Below are 16,352 nucleotides of genomic sequence, written 5' to 3'. Positions count from 1 at the left end.
AATATCGTGACGTCCGGAGGGTTGGGCCATGAGGCTTGCTGCCGACGATGTGACGCGATCGCTCGCTGCCTCCTGGCGCCTGCTGCGGGCCGACGCGAAAGCCCTGCCTGATCTCGACCTCAGCCGCGAAGGCTTCTGGCGCTCCTATCTCGCGCTGGTGCTGGTCGTGCCCTCGATGATCCCGGTGCTGGCGGCCGAGCGCACGCTCGCCGGCCTCTCCAACAGCGGCGGGTTGTTCGATGCACCGGGCCTGATCGCAGCCATCGTCACGGCGGAGGTCCTGGCGATCCTCGCGGTGCCGGCGCTGCTGGTCGGGCTCGCGCCCGGCCTCACCCGCAATCCCCGTTTCACCAGCTTCGTCATCGCCTGGAACTGGGCCGGCATCCTCTCGGCAGCCCTGATGGCGGTGCCGGCGACGGTGTTCGCGCTGGGTTGGTCGAATCCGAGCATCGCCGGCTTCCAGAGCCTCGCCTTCGCCGCGATCGTGCTCAGGCTGCGCTATTGCGTCGCCAGGGCCACCTTCGGCGCGCAGGGCGGCGTCGCCGGCGCGATCGCCTGCGCCAGCGTGCTCGCCGACTACACGGTGCTGAAGATTTTCGGGCTGGCCGGGTTCTGATCGCTCACGGTCATTCCGGGACAGGCCGCAGGTCTGAGCCCGGAAACCAGAACAGATGCGCTTGATCGCAAAGACTCGGGACACGGCCACTCCTCATTGGAGATGGCATCGGCTCTGGGTTCCGGGCTCGCCGCTCCGCGGCGCCCCGGAAAGACGGGGTGGCTCTCAGTAATCCACGCCTGCCAGATAGAGCCCGCTGGGCGGCGCCAGTGCGGCGCATTGCGAGCGATCGCGCGCCGCCAGCACCTTGCCGACCTTGTTCTCCGGCCAGCGCCCCATGCCGACCATCTTCAGGCAGCCGACCATGGAGCGGACCTGATGATGCAGGAAGGAACGGGCATGGACATAGGCGACGATCTCGGCGCCCTCGCGCCGGCAATCGAACCGATCGAGCGTGCGCATCGGGCCATTGGCCTGGCATTCGGCGGCGCGGAAGGTCGTGAAGTCGTGATGGCCGATCAGCGCCTTGGCGGCGCGATCCATCGCCTCATGGTCGAGCTTGACCGGGACATGCCAGACCCGGTTGGCGTCTAACGCCGGCTGCGCCCGCCGGTCGAGGATACGGTAGATGTAGTAGCGACGCGTGGCCGAGATGCGGGCATCGAAGGTCTCGGGCACCGCCTGCGCGCTCAGCACCGCCACCGGCAGGCGCTTCAGCCGGGCATTGCTGGCGTCGCGCACCACATCGGTGCGCCAGTCCTTGTCGAGATCGACATGGGCGACCTGGTGGGTGGCGTGGACCCCGGCATCGGTCCGCCCGGCGCAATGCAGGCGCACGGCGTGGCCGCAGAAGGCTTCGATCGCCTCCTCGACGCTCTGCTGCACCGACGGCCCGTTGAGCTGGCGCTGCCAGCCTGAGAAGGGCGTGCCGTCATATTCGATGACGAGCTTGTAGCGGGGCATCGCTACAGCTTCGCACCCGCCGAGAGCCGCGCGCCGCGCAGGAACTCCTGCGCGCTCATCGGCCCCTTGCCGGCGCGCTGGACCTGGAGGAGCTTCACCGCCCCGACCGCGCAGGCGATGGTGCCGTCATCGTCGAGCAGCGTGCCTGGCTCGGCCGCTCCGCCGGCGCGGGCAGTGCGCAGCAGCTTCAAGCGCTCCGGTCCCTTGCCGAGATCGACCTCGACGAAGGCGCCGGGGAAAGGCGAGAGACCACGCACGACGTCATGAACCTGCTGCGCCGGCCGGTTCCAGCTCAGCCTGGCCTCGTCATTGCCGATCTTGCTGGCATAGGTGACGCCTTCCTCCGGCTGCGGCGTAAAGCGCAGGCCGCCGCGGCTGAGCGCGGCGAGCGCCCGGACCATCAGGTCGGCGCCGAGGCCGGCGAGCCGGTCATGCATGTCGCCGGCCGTGGCGTTGCCGTCGATCGCAAGCCGCTCGACCATGGCGACGGGGCCGGTATCGAGCCCCTCCTCCATCTTCATCACGCAGACGCCGGTCTCGGCATCGCCCGCCATGATGGCTCGCTGGATCGGCGCGGCACCGCGCCAGCGTGGCAGCAGCGAAGCGTGCAGATTGAGGCAGCCGAGTTCCGGCACCTCCAGGATCGCCTTGGGCAGGATCAGGCCATAGGCGACGACGACGGCGACATCGGCCTGGTGCGAGGCCATGATCTCGACCGCCTCGGGCGTCTTCAGCGTCTTCGGCGAGAACACCGGGATGCCGAAGCGCTCGGCCGTGACCTGGACCGGCGAGGGCCGCAGCTCCATGCCGCGCCCGGCCGGCGCCGGAGCGCGGGTGTAGACGGAGACGACCTCGTGGCCCTGGCCGATGATCTCGGTCAGGGTGGGCACGGCGAAATCCGGCGTGCCCATGAAGATGACGCGCAAGCTCATAGTGTTTTGCCCCGACCGGTCAGGCCGCGCTCTCCCGTTTCGCCGCCTTGGCGAAGCGCTTGTTGACTCGGTCGCGCTTCAGCCGTGACAGGTAGTCGATGAAGAGCACGCCGTTGAGATGGTCGATCTCATGTTGCAGGCAGGTGGCGAGCAGGCCATCGGCCTCGATCTCCTGCGCCTTGCCGTCGAGATCGCGATAGGTGACCTTGACCCGCGCCGGCCGCTCGACCTCCTCGTAATATTCGGGGATCGAGAGGCAGCCCTCCTCATAGGAGCTGAATTCCTCCGAGCGCCAGGTCACTTCGGGGTTGATGAGGACCATCGGCTCGCGCTCCTGCTCCTCGCCTTCCTCCGCCTTCTTCGAGACGTCCAGCGTAACAAGGCGGACTGGCTCGCCGACCTGGATCGCGGCGAGGCCGATTCCCGGCGCGTCATACATCGTCTCCAGCATGTCGTCCGCCAGCTTGCGGATCTCCGGCGTGATGTCGCCGATCGGTGCGGAAACCTTGCGCAGCATCGAGTCGGGCAGGATGACGAGGGGGCGGATAGCCATAGGGCGCTCTGGGACGTTTTCAGGAGTTGCCGCGACATAAGCACTTGTGACGAAGCGGTCAAACTGTTCCGCTTATGTTCTAGATTTACGGCCGAGATCGTGTAGGCTTGCGGCATGAACCAGATCGCCTTCGTCCTGCTGGAGCGCCCCGTGAACTGGGCCGAGGCTGCCTTCGGCTTCGCCGGACTGACGCTCGCTTTGCTGGTGCTGGCACTGCTTTCGTCCTGGCGCGCGGCGCGCCGGCGCGAGATCGAGGCGGCGATGGCGGCCGAGCGTGCTCGCGAGATGGACGACAAGGTCGCCGAGATGAACCGGCAGCAGGCCGAGCTCAGCGGCCGCATGCAGACGATGGCCGAGATCCTCTCGACCCGGCAGGGCGACCTCGCCCGCATCATGGCCGAACGGATGGACGGCCTGCGCCAGCAGGTCGGCGCCGGGCTGGAACAGAATGTCCGCCAGACCAATGAGAGCCTCGGCAAGCTGCAGGAGCGCCTGGCCGTCATCGACAACGCCCAGAAGAACCTGACCGAGCTCACCAGCGAAGTGGTGACGCTGAAGGACGTGCTCGCCAACAAGCAGGCGCGCGGCGCCTATGGCCAGGGCCGGATGGAGGCGATCATCCGCGACGGTCTTCCAGCGGCTTTCTTCTCGTTTCAACCAACGCTCTCGACCGGCAAGCGACCGGACTGTCTGGTCACCCTGCCGGGCGACGGGCGCGGCCTCGTCATCGACGCGAAATTCCCGCTGGAGAGCTTCACCATGCTGCGCGAGGCACGCGGCGAGGAGGCGAAGAAGCAGGCTTCGGCACGGGTGCGCGCCGATGTCGGCCAGCACGTCAAGGACATCGCCGAACGCTATTTCCTGCCCGGCGAGACACAGGACATGGCGCTGCTCTTCGTGCCGTCGGAGGCGATCTATGCCGACCTGCACGAGCATTTCGACGATATCATCCAGAAGGCGCACCGGGCACGCGTGATGATCGTCTCGCCCTCGCTGCTGGCGCTGGCGATCCAGCTGATGCAGTCGCTGGTACGCGATGCGCGCATGCGCGAGGAAGCGCAGGTGATCCAGTCCGAAGTCGGCAAGCTGCTCGACGATGTCCGCCGCCTCGGCGACCGGGTCGACAAGCTCGACAGCCACTTCCGCCAGGCGCAAGACGACGTCGCCCAGATCAAGACCTCGACCGGAAAGGTCACCGGCCGGGCCGAGAAGATCGGCGCGCTCGAATTCGACGACGTCAGGCCGAACGAGCCGCAGCTACCCTTCGCCAAGGCTGAGAGGCTGAAGGCGGCGGAGTGACGCGGCGCGACGCTATTCGTCCCGGTCGCCATGGCGAGATCACATTCCGGCGTTGAGTTGCAGGCCTTCCCAGACCGCATCGGAGGCCGCCAGCCGTGCTCGTGCAGATCGGAACGCTCATCGCCGCGACGAGCCTCGTGCAGCTCGCCAACGGCTTCTTCAACACGTTCCTGTCGCTGCGCCTGACGAGCGAGGGCTTCGGCCCGACGCTGACCGGGCTGGTACTCAGCGCCTATTTCATCGGCTTCACCATCGGCGCCGTCGGCTGCGGGCGCGTAATCCAGCGCATCGGCCATATCCGCGCCTACGCGGCCTTCGCCGGCATGGTCGTGGTCGGGACTGCGGCGATGCCGCTCTTCGTTTCGCCGGCGGGCTGGATCGCCTGCCGGATGGCGATCGGCATCGGCTGCGTCGGCCTGTTCATCACCACCGAGAGCTGGCTCAACGCCAAGGCCCTGCCGGAACAGCGCGGCCGCATCTTCTCGATCTACATGGTCGGCACCTTCCTGGCGCTGGCCGCCGGGCAATTGCTGATCGGCAAGCTCCCGGTCGAGAGCGCGGTCCCGTTCAACATCATCGTCGCGCTGTTCGCGCTGGCGCTGGTAATGGTCAGCACGACACGCGCGGAAGCGCCGACACTGCCGTCAGAGGCCTCGCTGCCCTATGGCGAGCTGACGCGGCAGGCGCCGATCTCGGTGATCGGCTGCGTGATCGCCGGCATGATCAGCAGCGCCTTCTACGCGCTGTTCCCGGCCTGGATGGCTCGGAACGCTATCCCCCAGGAGACGATCGCGCTGTTCATGCTGGTCGCTGTGCTCGGCGGCTTCGCCTTCCAGGTGCCGATCGGCCGCCTCTCCGATCGCGGCGACCGCCGGATCGTCCTCGCGGGGCTGGCGCTCGGCTTCTCCATGGCAGCCGTCGCGCTCAACCTCGTGCCGCGCCATCTCGGCGCAGTGCTGCCGGTCGCCGCATTGCTCGGCGGCTTCATGTCGACGCTCTATCCGGTCTGCGTCGCGCATGCGCTCGACCGCATGCCGCAGGACCGCGTCGTCGCGGTGAGCGGCCGGCTGATCCTGGTCAGCGGCATCGGTTCCGCGCTCGGCCCGCTGCTCGGCGCCCAGGTGATGGCGCGGCTCGACATCAACGGGCTCATCTACTTCATGGCCGCGATCAGCGCCCTGCTCGCCGCCCTGGCGGCGCTGCGTATACGCCAGCGCGCCGCGCCCGAGCAGATGTCCGAGCGCCCCTTCGCGATCATCGACCCGATGACGGCGCCGATCTCGCAGGAACCCGAGGCGACGGAGGCGGACGGATCATCACGCCCGCTGCCGGCCTGATCAGGCCGATCAAGCCCGTGCGAGATTGGCCGAGAGCTCCGGCTTCACGTTCAGCGTCTGGAAGACGACGCAGTAGCGCTCGGTCAGCTTGAGCAAGGTATCGAGCTTCTCCTGCGGCGCGTCGGTCTCGACGTCGAAGGAGAGGCGGATCGCCTTGAAGCCGACCGCTGCGTCCTTGGCGACGCCGAGCGTGCCTCGGAAATCGAGATCGCCCTCGGCGCGGACCGTGCCCTTCTTCAGCTCGATCTCGAGCGCGGTCGCGACCGCCTTCAGCGTCACGCCGGCGCAGGCGACGAGCGCTTCCAGCAGCATGTCGCCGGAGCAGAGCTCGGCGCCCGAGCCGCCGGTCGCCGGATGCAGGCCGGCGAGCGCGATCGCCCGACCGGTCTCGACCTTGCAGGCGATGTGCTGGTCGTCGAGCTCGCCCTTGGCTTTCAGCGTGATCACCGCCGCATCGGGCGCCTCACGATACTTGTCCTTGAGCGGGGCCTGCAGAGCGCGCAGCGCAGTGACGTCCATGGTCGTGATCCCTAGCGAAAACTGTTCGCGGCCTGTCTAGCCGGTTCAGGCCGCCGCCTCCACCTCCGGCGCGGCATGCCGGCCTTCCTTGTCGAGCGCCCGGCGCAGTTCGCGGCGCAGGGCAACGAAGCCGACGGAACCTTCCTCGCGCGGGCGGGCGAGCAGGTTGTCGAGGCTGAACGCGACCGGGCCCGGCTGCTGCGGCAGGACGAGGATGCGGTCCGCCAGCCGCAGGGCATCCTCGACCGAGCCGATAGCGATGACGACAGCGGGACGCCCCTGCGTATAGAGCTCCGGCAGGAAGGCGGCGAGCCGTGCACGCGCCTCGGTGTCGAGCCCGGCAAAGGGCTCGTCGATCAGCAGCAGGCGCGGCCTGACCAGCAGCAGGCGGGCAATGGCGAGCCGCAGCAGCTCTTCGGGCGAGAGCGCACCCGGCCGCTGCGTCGCCTGCGCGGCAAGACCGACGCGGACCAGCACATTGGCGATCAGACCCTCGCGCTCGAACGGGGAGGCCTTGGGCAAGGCAAAGGCAAGGTTCTCGGTGAGATCGAGCCAGGGGAAGAAGTGCGGCCGGGCACAGAGCAGGCCGATCTCGGCAGTCGGCGCCGTTCCTTCGTCAACCCTCAGGCCGGCGAACCCACGCAGCGCCGCCGCCCGCACCTCGGGAGCGCCGAGCAGAGCGACGACCTCGCCAGCGGCCGGGCGTGACAGGGCGTGATCGAGAGAACGGGGAAGATCGTGAAGATCAGCCGACATAACTGGCTCCATCCATAGACAAGGCGGAAGGAGCGCCGACGGCCTTAAGGCCGTCCCGTCGTCCCGCGCTTTAGCTGCATTTGTTTCGCGCCCGCAAGCTGAGGCTCAAATCGGCGCGTGTCCTTTCATAAGGTCTGAACGTCCGTTTTGTCAAACGGACCCTCTCAGTCAGGGAAGTCGGCACGGGCGAGCCGGTAGCGGCATTGCAGGATGGTTTCACCGCGCGAACGCGAGGGACACTCGGCCCGGTCGAACAAGCGGAAACCCAGCCTGGTCAGCACCCCACCCGAGGCGGCATTGTCCGCCGCATGCCCGGACCGGAGCGACAGGAGCCTGGCTTCGGCGAAAGCGAACCGCACCACCGCCCTCGCCGCCTCGGAGGCTAAGCCCTGTCCCCAGGCCGCCTGCTCGAACCAATAGCCGATCTCGCCCTCGCCATCGGCGATCTCATCGATGTCGACGAGCCCGATCATCCGCCCGTCCAGCATCGCGGCGAAGCGATAAGCCTCCCCCGCCGCCCATTTGCGCGGATGATCGGCGAACCAGGCTTCGATCTCGGTCCGGGCGGGTGGAAAGGAGGCCATCCGCAGCATCTGCGTGACGGCCCAGTCGGACTGGATCTCGAAGGCGCGTTGCGCGTCGGCCGCAGACGAGGGCCGCAAGGCGAGCCGGGCGGTCGCGATCGTCCTGCGTGGGATGGGCGCGGTGTCCATCGCCCGATGCTGCCACGGTCGTGCGGCGCCTACCACCACATGCCGGCGCTCTCGGCCGCCTTGTGCTGGCGCGGCTCGCTGTCGGTGAGCGAGCGGTCGAGCGTGCGCAGCGCCTCGCGCTTGATCGCCTCGAAGGCCGGCGAAAGCCGGTCGCGCGGGCGGGTCAGCGGGTTGTCGAGCTCGTCGAAAATGCGGCCGGGCCTGGGTTGCATCACAACGATGCGGTCGGCCAGCGTCACCGCTTCCTCGACATCATGGGTGACCATCACGACGGTCGGCCGGCTCTCCTCCCAGAGGGCGAGGAGATGGCCGTGCAGGCTGGCGCGCGTCGTTGCATCGAGCGCCGAGAAGGGCTCGTCCATCAAGAGGAGCTTGGGCCGGGTGACGAGGGCGCGGGCGATGGCGACGCGCTGTTGCTGGCCGCCGGAGAGTTCGCGCGGCCAGCGCGCCTCATAGCCGGCGAGGCCGACGCGGGCGAGCGCCCCGGTGACGAGACGGGCGCGCTCCGTCGCCGGGAGATGGCTGAGGCCGAAGCCGGCATTGTCGGCAACCGAGAGCCAGGGCAGCAGGCGCGGCTCCTGGAAGATCACGCCGACATCGGCCCGCGGCTCGGTGATCGCCGCGTCGTCGAGCAGGATGCGCCCCTCGCTCGGCCGGTCGAGCCCAGCGACGAGGCGCAGCAGCGTGGTCTTGCCGCAGCCGGAGCCGCCGACCAGCGCCAGGATCTCGCCGGCCGCGACGGAGATATCGATGCCGGAGAGTGCGCGGGTGCCGTCGGCATAGGTCTTGGAGAGGTGATTGAAGGTCAGCATCGCGCCCTCAGAGCCTGTCCCTGGCCGTGTCCTGCCAGGCGAGGAAGGGGCGGGTCAGCCCGAGCAGCAGGCCATCGGCGAGCTTGCCGAGCACGGCGAAGGCGATGATTGCGGCGATGATGGTGTCGGGACGGCCGAGCTGCTGGCCGTCGACCAGGAGATAGCCGAGGCCTTCGCTCGCGCCCATGATCTCTGCGGCGACGACGAACATGAAGCCGAGACCGAGCCCGCCGCGCAAAGCCGTGAACCAGTCGGGCAGGATCGCCGGCAGCAGCACGCGCCTGACCATGGCGAGCCGGCCGAGCCGGAAGACGCGGCCGACCTCGACGATCTTGCGGTCGATCGAGAGGATTGCGGCGGCGACGCCGAGATAGACCGGAAAGAAGACGCCGACCGCGATCAGCGCCACCTTCGAGGCCTCGAAGATGCCGAACCAGAGAATGAAGAGCGGCACCCAGGCGATCGAGGGAATGGCGCGCAGGGCTTGCAAGGTCGGGTCGAGCAGGCCGCGCGCCAATGGCAGGGCGCCGGTCAGGGCTCCCAAGGCCGTGCCGACGGCGGCGCCGATACCGAAGCCGGCAGCAACGCGCCAAAGCGTCGCCCACGCATGGGTCCAAAGCTCGCCGCTGACGGCGAGTTGCCAGAGCGTCGCGCCCACCACGCTCGGCGGCGGCATCAGCCGGCCATTGGCGAGGCCGGCCCGGACCAGGATTTCCCAGATGATCGCGAGGACGACCGGCAACAGGAAGCCGGCGAGCCGCAGGCCAACGCGAGAAGCCGGCCGTGCGCGGGGCGCGGCCGGCCTCCCGTCGATGGCGTCTGCGATCTCGATCGAACTCATTGCGACGGGATCATGCCCGCTCAGTTGGTCGCGGCAAAGCGCTTGTCGATCAGCGCATCGACCGATGCCTTGACGTCGGCATTGGCGGGCAGGACGCCGGCCTGCTGCAGCGCGAGGCCCGCGGCGAGGATGGTCTCGGCTTGCGCCGGGCCGATCGTGCTGTGGGTCAGTTCGGTGCGGGTGAGCTGGCGCTCGATCACCGCGTCGGAGAGCTTGGTCGCCTCGACCAGCGCCTTCCGGACCTCGGCCGGGTTGGCGAGGGCGATGGCGCGCGCCTCCTCATAGGCCTTGAGCACCTTGCGGACGAGCTGCGGGTTCTTTTCGGCGAACTCCTCGCGGACGTTGAGCACGCCCCAGGTGTTGTCGGCGGCCTTGCGGTGGAAGAGCTTGGCGCCCGCCTCGACCTCGGCGGCGGCCATCATCGGGTCGAGCCCGGCCCAGGCCTCGACATCGCCGCGCTCCAGCGCGAGCCGGCCGTCGGCATGCTGCAGCAGCACGAGCTTGACGTCCTTCTCGGTCAGGCCGGCCTCGGCGAGCGAGCGCACCAGGAAGATATGCGGATCGGTGCCGCGGGTAACGGCGACGCGCTTGCCCTTGAGGTCGGCGACCTTGGTGACCTCGCTCTTGGCGCCGGTGACCAGCGCCGTCCATTCCGGCCGGGAATAGACGTAGATCGACTTGATCGGGTTGCCGTTGATCTTGGCGATCAGCGCGGCGGCGCCGGCGGTCGAACCGAAATCGAGCGAGCCGGCATTGAGGAATTCGAGCGCCTTGTTCGAGCCGGCCGAGAACACCCAGCGCACCTTGATGCCGTCGGCCTCCAGCGCCTTCTCCAGGATGCCGCGCTCCTTGAGCAGCAGGCTGACCGGGTTGTAGGTGGCGTAGTCGACGCGGATCTCCTTCGGCGCCTGCGCCTGCGCGCTGCCAAAGGCGAGCGAAGCTGCGGCAAGACCGGCGAGCACGGCGCGGCGGGTCGAGAATGAGATAGTCGACATGGCGTTCCCCTTCGATCGACTTATGCGAAGGGGTGGAAGCAATCGGCCTCCGGCGCCCCCGCTTTAGCTGCACTTGTTTCGCGCCCGCAAGCTGCTGGCTCAAATCGGCGCGTGTCCGATTGATAGGTTCAATCGTTCTCTTTGTCAAACAAGACGCAAGATTGCGTGATATCCATCACTTCACATAATTTCCTTGTTAAATTATGTTTCCGCGCTTGGCTTGGTTCGTGCTAGGGATCGGCAATCGCCGCGTCTGCCGAAAGTCTCGAAGAGCCTCGTTCAGTGCCGCCCTCCCCCGACAAGCCAGTCCCCCGCCTCGCCGAATTCATCGACAATCCCACGGCCGCGGTCGGCAAGCTGGCGCGACAGTTCGACGAGGGCGATCGCGACAACCTGCGCAATGCGCTGGTCGACGCACTGCGCGACAATCTCGAGGAAGGTCGCCAGTCGGCCCGCGACATCCTGACCAAGTCGCGCAACGGCCTCGCCTGCGCCAAGCGGCTCTCCGGTGTGATGGACAGCATCGTCGCCAGCCTGCATGTCGCAGCGACGCGGCATTTCTATCCGGTCGAGAATCCGTCCGCCGGCGAGCGCATCGCCGTCGTCGCGGTCGGCGGCTATGGCCGCGGCACGCTGGCGCCGGGCTCCGATGTCGATCTGCTCTTTCTTTTCCCAGACAAGCAGACCGCATGGGGCGAGAGCGTGGTCGAGGCCATGCTCTATCCGCTTTGGGACCTGAAGCTGAAGGTCGGCCATTCCGTGCGCTCGGTCGACGACTGCATCCGCGAGGGGCGGGCCGACATGACGATCCGCACCGCGCTGCTGGAGGCGCGGTTGGTCTGCGGCGATGCCGCCCTGTTCGCCGATCTGCAGCGGCGCTACGGCGCCGAGATCGCCGAGGGCACCGCCGCGATCTTCACCGAGGCCAAGCTCGCCGAGCGCGAGGCCCGCGTCGCCCGCGCCGGCTCGTCGCGCTATCTGGTCGAGCCCAACGTCAAGGATGGCAAGGGCGGCCTGCGCGACCTCAACACGTTGTTCTGGATCGCCAAGTATTCCTATCGCGTCGACGATCCGGCCGAGCTGGTCGAAGCCGGGCTGTTCGATGCGCGCGAATTCGCGATGTTCCAGCGCTCGGAGGAATTCCTCTGGCGGGTGCGCTGCTGGATGCATTTCATCACCGGGCGAGCAGAGGAGCGGCTCTCTTTCGACCTGCAGCGCCAGGTCGCAGCCGCGATCGGCTATGCCGGCCGTAGCGGCCAGGCCCCGGTCGAGCGCTTCATGAAGGCCTATTTCCTCGTCGCCAAGGATGTCGGCGACCTCACCGCGATCGTCTGCGCGGCGCTGGAGGCGCGCCAGCAGAAGCCGCGCGCCAGCCTGACCAGCCTGATCGGCTCCTTCACCAAGCGACGGCGCGTGCGCGCGCTCGGCCATCCCGACTTCACTCTGCAGGGCCAGCGCCTCGCCGTGATCGACGACGACGCCTTCAAGCGCGACCCGGTCAACCTGCTGCGGCTCTACGAGATCGCCAGCCGCGACGATCTCGCCATCCACCCCGACACCAGCCGGCTGGTGACGCAGTCGCTGCGGCTCGTCACCCCGCAATTGCGGCAGGATCGCGAGGCCAACCGCATCTTCCTGGAGATTCTGACGGCGCGGCGCTCGCCCGAGGCGGTCCTGCGGCGGATGAACGAATCCGGGCTGCTCGGCCGCTTCGTCCCGGATTTCGGCCGCATCGTCGCGATGATGCAGTTCAACATGTATCATCACTATACAGTCGACGAGCACCTGATCCGCTCGATCGGCATCCTCGCCGAGGTCGATGCCGGCAAGCTCGAAGCCGAGCACCCCCTGGCGAACTCGATCTTCGCGACCATCACCAACCGGCGTGCGCTCTATGTCGCGCTGTTCCTGCACGACATCGCCAAGGGCCGGCCGGAGGACCATTCGGTCGCCGGCGCCCGCATCGCCCGCAAGCTCTGCCCGCGGCTCGGCCTCACCGATGCGCAGACCGAGACGGTGGTCTGGCTGATCGAGAACCATCTGGTGATGTCGACGATCGCCCAGAGCCGCGATCTCGGCGACCCCAAGACGATCGAGAGCTTCGCTGCGATCGTGCAGACGCTGGAGCGGCTGAAGCTCTTGCTGGTGCTGACCGTCGCCGACATCAAGGCGGTCGGCCCCGGTGTCTGGAACGGCTGGAAGGGCCAGTTGCTGCGCACGCTCTATTACGAGACCGAGGTCGTGCTCGCCGGCGGCCATTCCGGCATCGAGCGCAAGGCCAGGGTCGAGCGCAAGCAGCAGGCGCTGGAGGCGCGCCTCGCCGATTGGACGGACGAGGAGCGGGCCGCCTATCTCGCCCGGCACTATCCGGCCTATTGGCTCAAAGTCGAGCCCGAGCGGCAGGAGCAGCATGCCCGCTTCCTGCGCGAGGCTGAGGTTGCCGGCCGCACCACGGCGACACGGGTCGAGACCGACCAGTTCCGCGGCGTGACCGAGCTCACCGTGCTGGCGCCCGACCATCCGCGCCTGCTCGCCATCGTCACCGGCGCCTGCGCGGCGGCCGGCGGCAACATCGTCGACGCGCAGATCTTCACCACCACCGACGGGCTGGTGCTCGACACCATCTTCGTCTCGCGCGCCTTCGAGCGCGACGACGATGAGCTGCGTCGGGCCGAGCGGATCGCCGCGGCGATCGAACGCGCCCTCAAGGGCGAGATCAGGATCGCCGACCTCGTCGCCCAGCGCCGGGCCCCGCCACCACGCGGCGGCACCTTCCAGGTCGCGCCCGAGGTGATCATCGACAATGTCCTGTCGTCGCGGCACACGGTGCTGGAGGTCTCCGGCCTCGACCGGCCCGGCCTGCTCTATGACCTCACTACCGCGATCGGGAAGCTCAACCTCAACATCGCCTCGGCCCATATCGCGACCTTCGGCGAGAAGGCGGTCGACGTCTTCTACGTCACCGACCTCACCGGAGCGAAGATCACCTCGACCGGCCGCCAGCTGGTGATTCGCCAGGCGCTGCTCGCCGTGTTCACGGCGGAGCTCGACAAGCAGGCCTCGGGCAAGGCGAAGGCCGTGGCTCGCGCTTGATTTCGCCCGGCCGAAGCCCGATATCGGCAGCGAAGCCGGTGCGCCGACAGGCCGCGCCGCAATGATGCATGACGATAAACGATTGGGATGATGGAATGACGCAGAACCCTGCGAAGGACGATCCGAAGCCGGAAACCGAGGCCCAGGACGCGACCGAGGCGAACGAGACGCAGACGCCGGACCCCGTTGCCCTGCTCGAAGCCGAGCGCGACGACATCAAGGACAAGCTGCTGCGCACCCTGGCCGAGATGGAGAACCTGCGCCGACGCACCGAGCGCGAGATCTCCGACGCCAAGGCCTATGCCGTGACGAGCTTCGCCCGCGACCTGCTCGGCTCGGCCGACAATCTGCGCCGTGCGCTGGAGAGCGTGCCGGAGACGGCCCGCGCCGCAGCCGACACTGCACTGTCGGCCGTGGTCGAAGGTGTCGAGCTGACCGAGCGCGAACTCCTGAAGACGCTCGAGCGCCATGGCGTGCGCAAGATCGACCCGCAGGGTGAGAAGTTCGACCCGAACCTGCACCAGGCGATGTTCGAAGCGCCCGACGCCGGCATCGCCAAGGGTCTCGTCTCGAAGGTGGTGCAGACCGGCTACAAGATCGGCGAGCGGGTGCTACGCCCGGCGCTGGTCGGCGTCTCCGCCGGCGCGCCGAAGCCTGTCGCCAACGGTTCGGAGAACCCGGCGGCCGATGCCGGCGATAAGCCGGCGAACTGACAGGTGCTCGAGGCTGCGGGCGTCGTCGTCTTCGCCCTGACCGGGGCGTTGGTCGCCGCCCGCAAGCGGATGGACCCATTCGGCTTCATTCTGCTCGCCACCGGCGTCGGTGGCGGCACCCTGCGTGATCTCCTGCTTGACCGGCGCGTTTTCTGGATCGAGGCGCCGTCCGATGTGATGCTGTGCACGGCCGTCGCTCTGGCAGCCTGGACAATCGCCTACTTCAAGCCCGGCATGCTCGACGGCTGGGGCGCCGAGCGCCTGCTGATCTGGGCGGATGCCGCGGGGCTCGCACTCTTTGCCGTGGTCGGCGCGCAGAAGGGCCTGGCCGCCGGCGTGCCGATCCCCTCCGCCATCGCCTTCGGTGCGATGACCGCGACCTTCGGCGGCATCATCCGCGACCTCCTCGCCGGCGACAGGCCGATGGTGCTGTGGAGCCGCGACTTCTACGTCACCGCCGCAGCCGCAGGAGCTGCCACGACGGTTGGCCTCGCGCAGATGGGCCTTGCCCCGATGCTGGTCATGCTGGGCGGGCTCGCTGCCGGCTTCGGCCTGCGGGCCGGCCCGCTCCTGTTCGGCTGGTCGTTCCCGAAACTGCCGGGCGACGATGCGCCCAAGCCTTCAAACTGAAGGCTTCGTCACCCGCCGCAGGGTCAGATTGATCCGCCCGGCTTGCGGCAGCAGGCTCGACGAGCCCGCAAGGATGCGGTCGATGCCGTGAAAGGCGAGCCGCGCCTCGCCGCCGAAGGCGAGCGCATCGCCCGAGGCCAGCTTCAGCGAGACGGTCTTGCCGCCGCGACTGGTGCCGCCGATGCGGAAGACGGCGGTGTCGCCGAGTGAGAGCGAGAGCACCGGCGCATCGAACTCCTGTTCATCGCGGTCCTGATGCAGGCCCATCTTCGCACTCGGCTCGTAGAAATTGACGAGACAGGCCTCGGGCTGGTGCGGATAGCCCGCGAGCTCCTCCCAGGCGCGCAGCAACCGGGCCGGGATCGGGGGCCAGGGCGCTCCGGTCTCAGGGTGAAGCGGCTGGTAGCGGTAGCCGCGCTCATCCGAGACCCAGCCGAGCGCGCCGCAATTGGTCATTTTGACCGAGAATGGTTTTCCGGTCTTCGGCATGCGCGGCACATAGAACGGCGCCTGTCGCGCCGCCTCGCGCAGTTCGGCGACCAGCGCCGCCTGCTCGGCCGGATCGAGATAACCCGGCCAATGCGTCACGCCAGGCGCGACGGCGAGCGCGGTCATCAGAATTTGTCGAGGCCGAGCACGTCGGCCATCGAATAGAGCCCGGGCTTGCGGCCGCGACCCCAGAGCGCCGCCTTGACCGCGCCCTGCGCGAACAGGCTGCGATCCTCGGCGACATGGGCGAGCTCGAGCCGCTCGCCGGCGCCGGCGAAGATCACCTTGTGGTCGCCGACTACGGTACCGCCGCGCAGGGCGGCGAAGCCGATCGTGCCGGGCTGGCGGGCGCCGACCTGGCCATCGCGCACCGCGACGCGGGCTTCGGCGAGTTCGACGGCGCGGCCCTGGGCCGCCGCTTCGCCGAGCAGGACGGCCGTGCCCGAGGGCGCATCGACCTTCATGCGATGGTGCATCTCGACGATCTCGATGTCCCAGTCGGTGCCGAGCGTCGCCGCGACCTTGCGCACCAGCGCCGCCAGCAGGTTGACGCCGAGGCTCATATTGCCGGAGCGGATGATCGCGGCATGGCGCGAGGCAGCCTCCAGCTTCGCCAGATGCTGCGGCTCCATGCCGGTGGTGCCGGCGACATGGACGATGCGGGCCTGAGCGGCGAGGCCAGTGAAGGCCACGGTGGCGTCCGGTGTGGTGAAGTCGAGCACGCCCTCGGCCTCGACGAAGGCGGCGAGCGCATCGTCGCTGACCAGGACGCCGCCGGCAGGCAGGCCGGCCAGCACCGCTGCATCCTGTCCGAGCGCGGGCGAGCCCGGCCGCTCGATCGCGGCGGAGAGGACACAGCCGGGCGTATCATGGATCGCTTTGACCAGCGTGCGGCCCATCCGGCCGGCGGCGCCGACGACGACGAGACGCATGTCGCTCATGGTGAAGCTCCAGATAGCCAAGGCAGGCGCCGGACGCCGACGCTAGAGATGCCTATAGGGCGCTTCTACGTCGGCCGAAACGAAAAACGGCCGGGCGAAGCCCGGCCGTGCAGATTTCGGGTGTCGTGTCGTCGCCGGAGAGCCGGATCCGATCAGGTTGAAATAACCTGATCGGTGAATCCGTCTCTCACTTGAGTTTAGAGGCCGTTT

General features: G+C 68.3%; 17 protein-coding genes. 6 read left to right on the top strand and 11 right to left on the bottom strand.

What is annotated here, in order from left to right; all coding sequences use genetic code 11:
- The first annotated feature begins 28 nt into the window (after positions 1-28).
- A complete protein-coding gene (locus tag GV161_RS15630) occupies positions 29-616 on the top strand; it encodes a hypothetical protein (protein ID WP_152016564.1) in 588 nt (195 codons plus the stop codon).
- A 165-nt stretch (positions 617-781) separates the two neighbouring features.
- Here the strand turns inward: GV161_RS15630 and truA are convergent, their stop codons facing one another.
- From truA to def, 3 genes are read right to left on the bottom strand one after another with little or no spacing between them, the layout of a single operon-like run.
- A complete protein-coding gene (gene truA / locus GV161_RS15625) occupies positions 782-1,519 on the bottom strand; it encodes a tRNA pseudouridine(38-40) synthase TruA (protein WP_152016563.1) in 738 nt (245 codons plus the stop codon).
- A gap of 2 nt (positions 1,520-1,521) precedes the next feature.
- Positions 1,522-2,451, bottom strand: a complete 930-nt coding sequence (gene fmt, locus GV161_RS15620) for a methionyl-tRNA formyltransferase (protein ID WP_152016562.1) — start codon at positions 2,449-2,451, stop codon at positions 1,522-1,524.
- Between the two features lie 19 nt (positions 2,452-2,470).
- Positions 2,471-3,004: a peptide deformylase gene (gene def, locus GV161_RS15615; protein ID WP_152016561.1), complete on the bottom strand. Its 534-nt coding sequence runs from the start codon at positions 3,002-3,004 to the stop codon at positions 2,471-2,473.
- A gap of 114 nt (positions 3,005-3,118) precedes the next feature.
- Between def and rmuC the strand changes: the two genes are divergently transcribed.
- Both rmuC and GV161_RS15605 read left to right on the top strand, forming a co-directional pair.
- The gene (rmuC, locus tag GV161_RS15610; protein ID WP_152016560.1) at positions 3,119-4,303 is read left to right on the top strand and encodes a DNA recombination protein RmuC; all 1,185 of its coding nucleotides are present in this window, start codon (positions 3,119-3,121) and stop codon (positions 4,301-4,303) included.
- A gap of 95 nt (positions 4,304-4,398) precedes the next feature.
- Positions 4,399-5,640: an MFS transporter gene (locus GV161_RS15605; RefSeq protein WP_152016559.1), complete on the top strand. Its 1,242-nt coding sequence runs from the start codon at positions 4,399-4,401 to the stop codon at positions 5,638-5,640.
- A 9-nt stretch (positions 5,641-5,649) separates the two neighbouring features.
- On the opposite strand, the gene GV161_RS15600 is transcribed toward GV161_RS15605, so the two are convergent.
- The 6 genes from GV161_RS15600 to GV161_RS15575 form a co-directional block, all read right to left on the bottom strand.
- Positions 5,650-6,159 carry an OsmC family protein gene (locus tag GV161_RS15600; protein ID WP_137884437.1) on the bottom strand — a complete coding sequence of 170 codons (510 nt, stop codon included), beginning with the start codon at positions 6,157-6,159 and terminating at the stop codon, positions 5,650-5,652.
- A gap of 45 nt (positions 6,160-6,204) precedes the next feature.
- On the bottom strand, positions 6,205-6,915 hold the full coding sequence (locus tag GV161_RS15595) for an ATP-binding cassette domain-containing protein (RefSeq protein ID WP_159650270.1): 711 nt from the start codon (positions 6,913-6,915) through the stop codon (positions 6,205-6,207).
- Between the two features lie 164 nt (positions 6,916-7,079).
- Positions 7,080-7,628, bottom strand: a complete 549-nt coding sequence (locus GV161_RS15590; RefSeq protein WP_152016557.1) for a GNAT family N-acetyltransferase — start codon at positions 7,626-7,628, stop codon at positions 7,080-7,082.
- A 29-nt stretch (positions 7,629-7,657) separates the two neighbouring features.
- Positions 7,658-8,440, bottom strand: a complete 783-nt coding sequence (locus GV161_RS15585; protein ID WP_152016556.1) for an ABC transporter ATP-binding protein — start codon at positions 8,438-8,440, stop codon at positions 7,658-7,660.
- Positions 8,441-8,447: 7 nt separating this feature from the next.
- The gene (locus tag GV161_RS15580) at positions 8,448-9,281 is read right to left on the bottom strand and encodes an ABC transporter permease (RefSeq protein ID WP_152016555.1); all 834 of its coding nucleotides are present in this window, start codon (positions 9,279-9,281) and stop codon (positions 8,448-8,450) included.
- Positions 9,282-9,301: 20 nt separating this feature from the next.
- Complete coding sequence (locus GV161_RS15575) at positions 9,302-10,276, bottom strand: aliphatic sulfonate ABC transporter substrate-binding protein (RefSeq protein ID WP_152016554.1); 975 nt, start codon at positions 10,274-10,276, stop codon at positions 9,302-9,304.
- Positions 10,277-10,633: 357 nt separating this feature from the next.
- Between GV161_RS15575 and GV161_RS15570 the strand changes: the two genes are divergently transcribed.
- From GV161_RS15570 to GV161_RS15560, 3 genes are all read left to right on the top strand, one after another.
- Positions 10,634-13,369 (top strand): [protein-PII] uridylyltransferase, encoded by a 2,736-nt coding sequence (locus tag GV161_RS15570; protein WP_244624293.1) that lies wholly within the window; start codon positions 10,634-10,636, stop codon positions 13,367-13,369.
- A gap of 95 nt (positions 13,370-13,464) precedes the next feature.
- Entirely contained in the window at positions 13,465-14,082 is a 618-nt protein-coding gene (gene grpE / locus GV161_RS15565; protein ID WP_244624227.1) for a nucleotide exchange factor GrpE, read from the top strand.
- A 3-nt stretch (positions 14,083-14,085) separates the two neighbouring features.
- Positions 14,086-14,712, top strand: a complete 627-nt coding sequence (locus GV161_RS15560) for a trimeric intracellular cation channel family protein (protein ID WP_152016552.1) — start codon at positions 14,086-14,088, stop codon at positions 14,710-14,712.
- Here GV161_RS15560 and GV161_RS15555 read toward each other — a convergent pair.
- Positions 14,704-15,327, bottom strand: a complete 624-nt coding sequence (locus GV161_RS15555) for an alpha-ketoglutarate-dependent dioxygenase AlkB (protein ID WP_193219582.1) — start codon at positions 15,325-15,327, stop codon at positions 14,704-14,706. The two genes, GV161_RS15560 and GV161_RS15555, sit on opposite strands and share 9 nt — an antisense overlap.
- The gene (gene dapB, locus GV161_RS15550) at positions 15,327-16,133 is read right to left on the bottom strand and encodes a 4-hydroxy-tetrahydrodipicolinate reductase (RefSeq protein ID WP_152017477.1); all 807 of its coding nucleotides are present in this window, start codon (positions 16,131-16,133) and stop codon (positions 15,327-15,329) included. The genes GV161_RS15555 and dapB overlap by 1 nt, the downstream gene beginning before the upstream one ends.
- Positions 16,134-16,352 lie beyond the last annotated feature (219 nt).

Source organism: Bosea sp. 29B, assembly GCF_902506165.1.
Taxonomy (GTDB): Bacteria; Pseudomonadota; Alphaproteobacteria; order Rhizobiales; family Beijerinckiaceae; genus Allobosea.
This window is presented reverse-complemented; position numbering and strand designations above follow the sequence as displayed.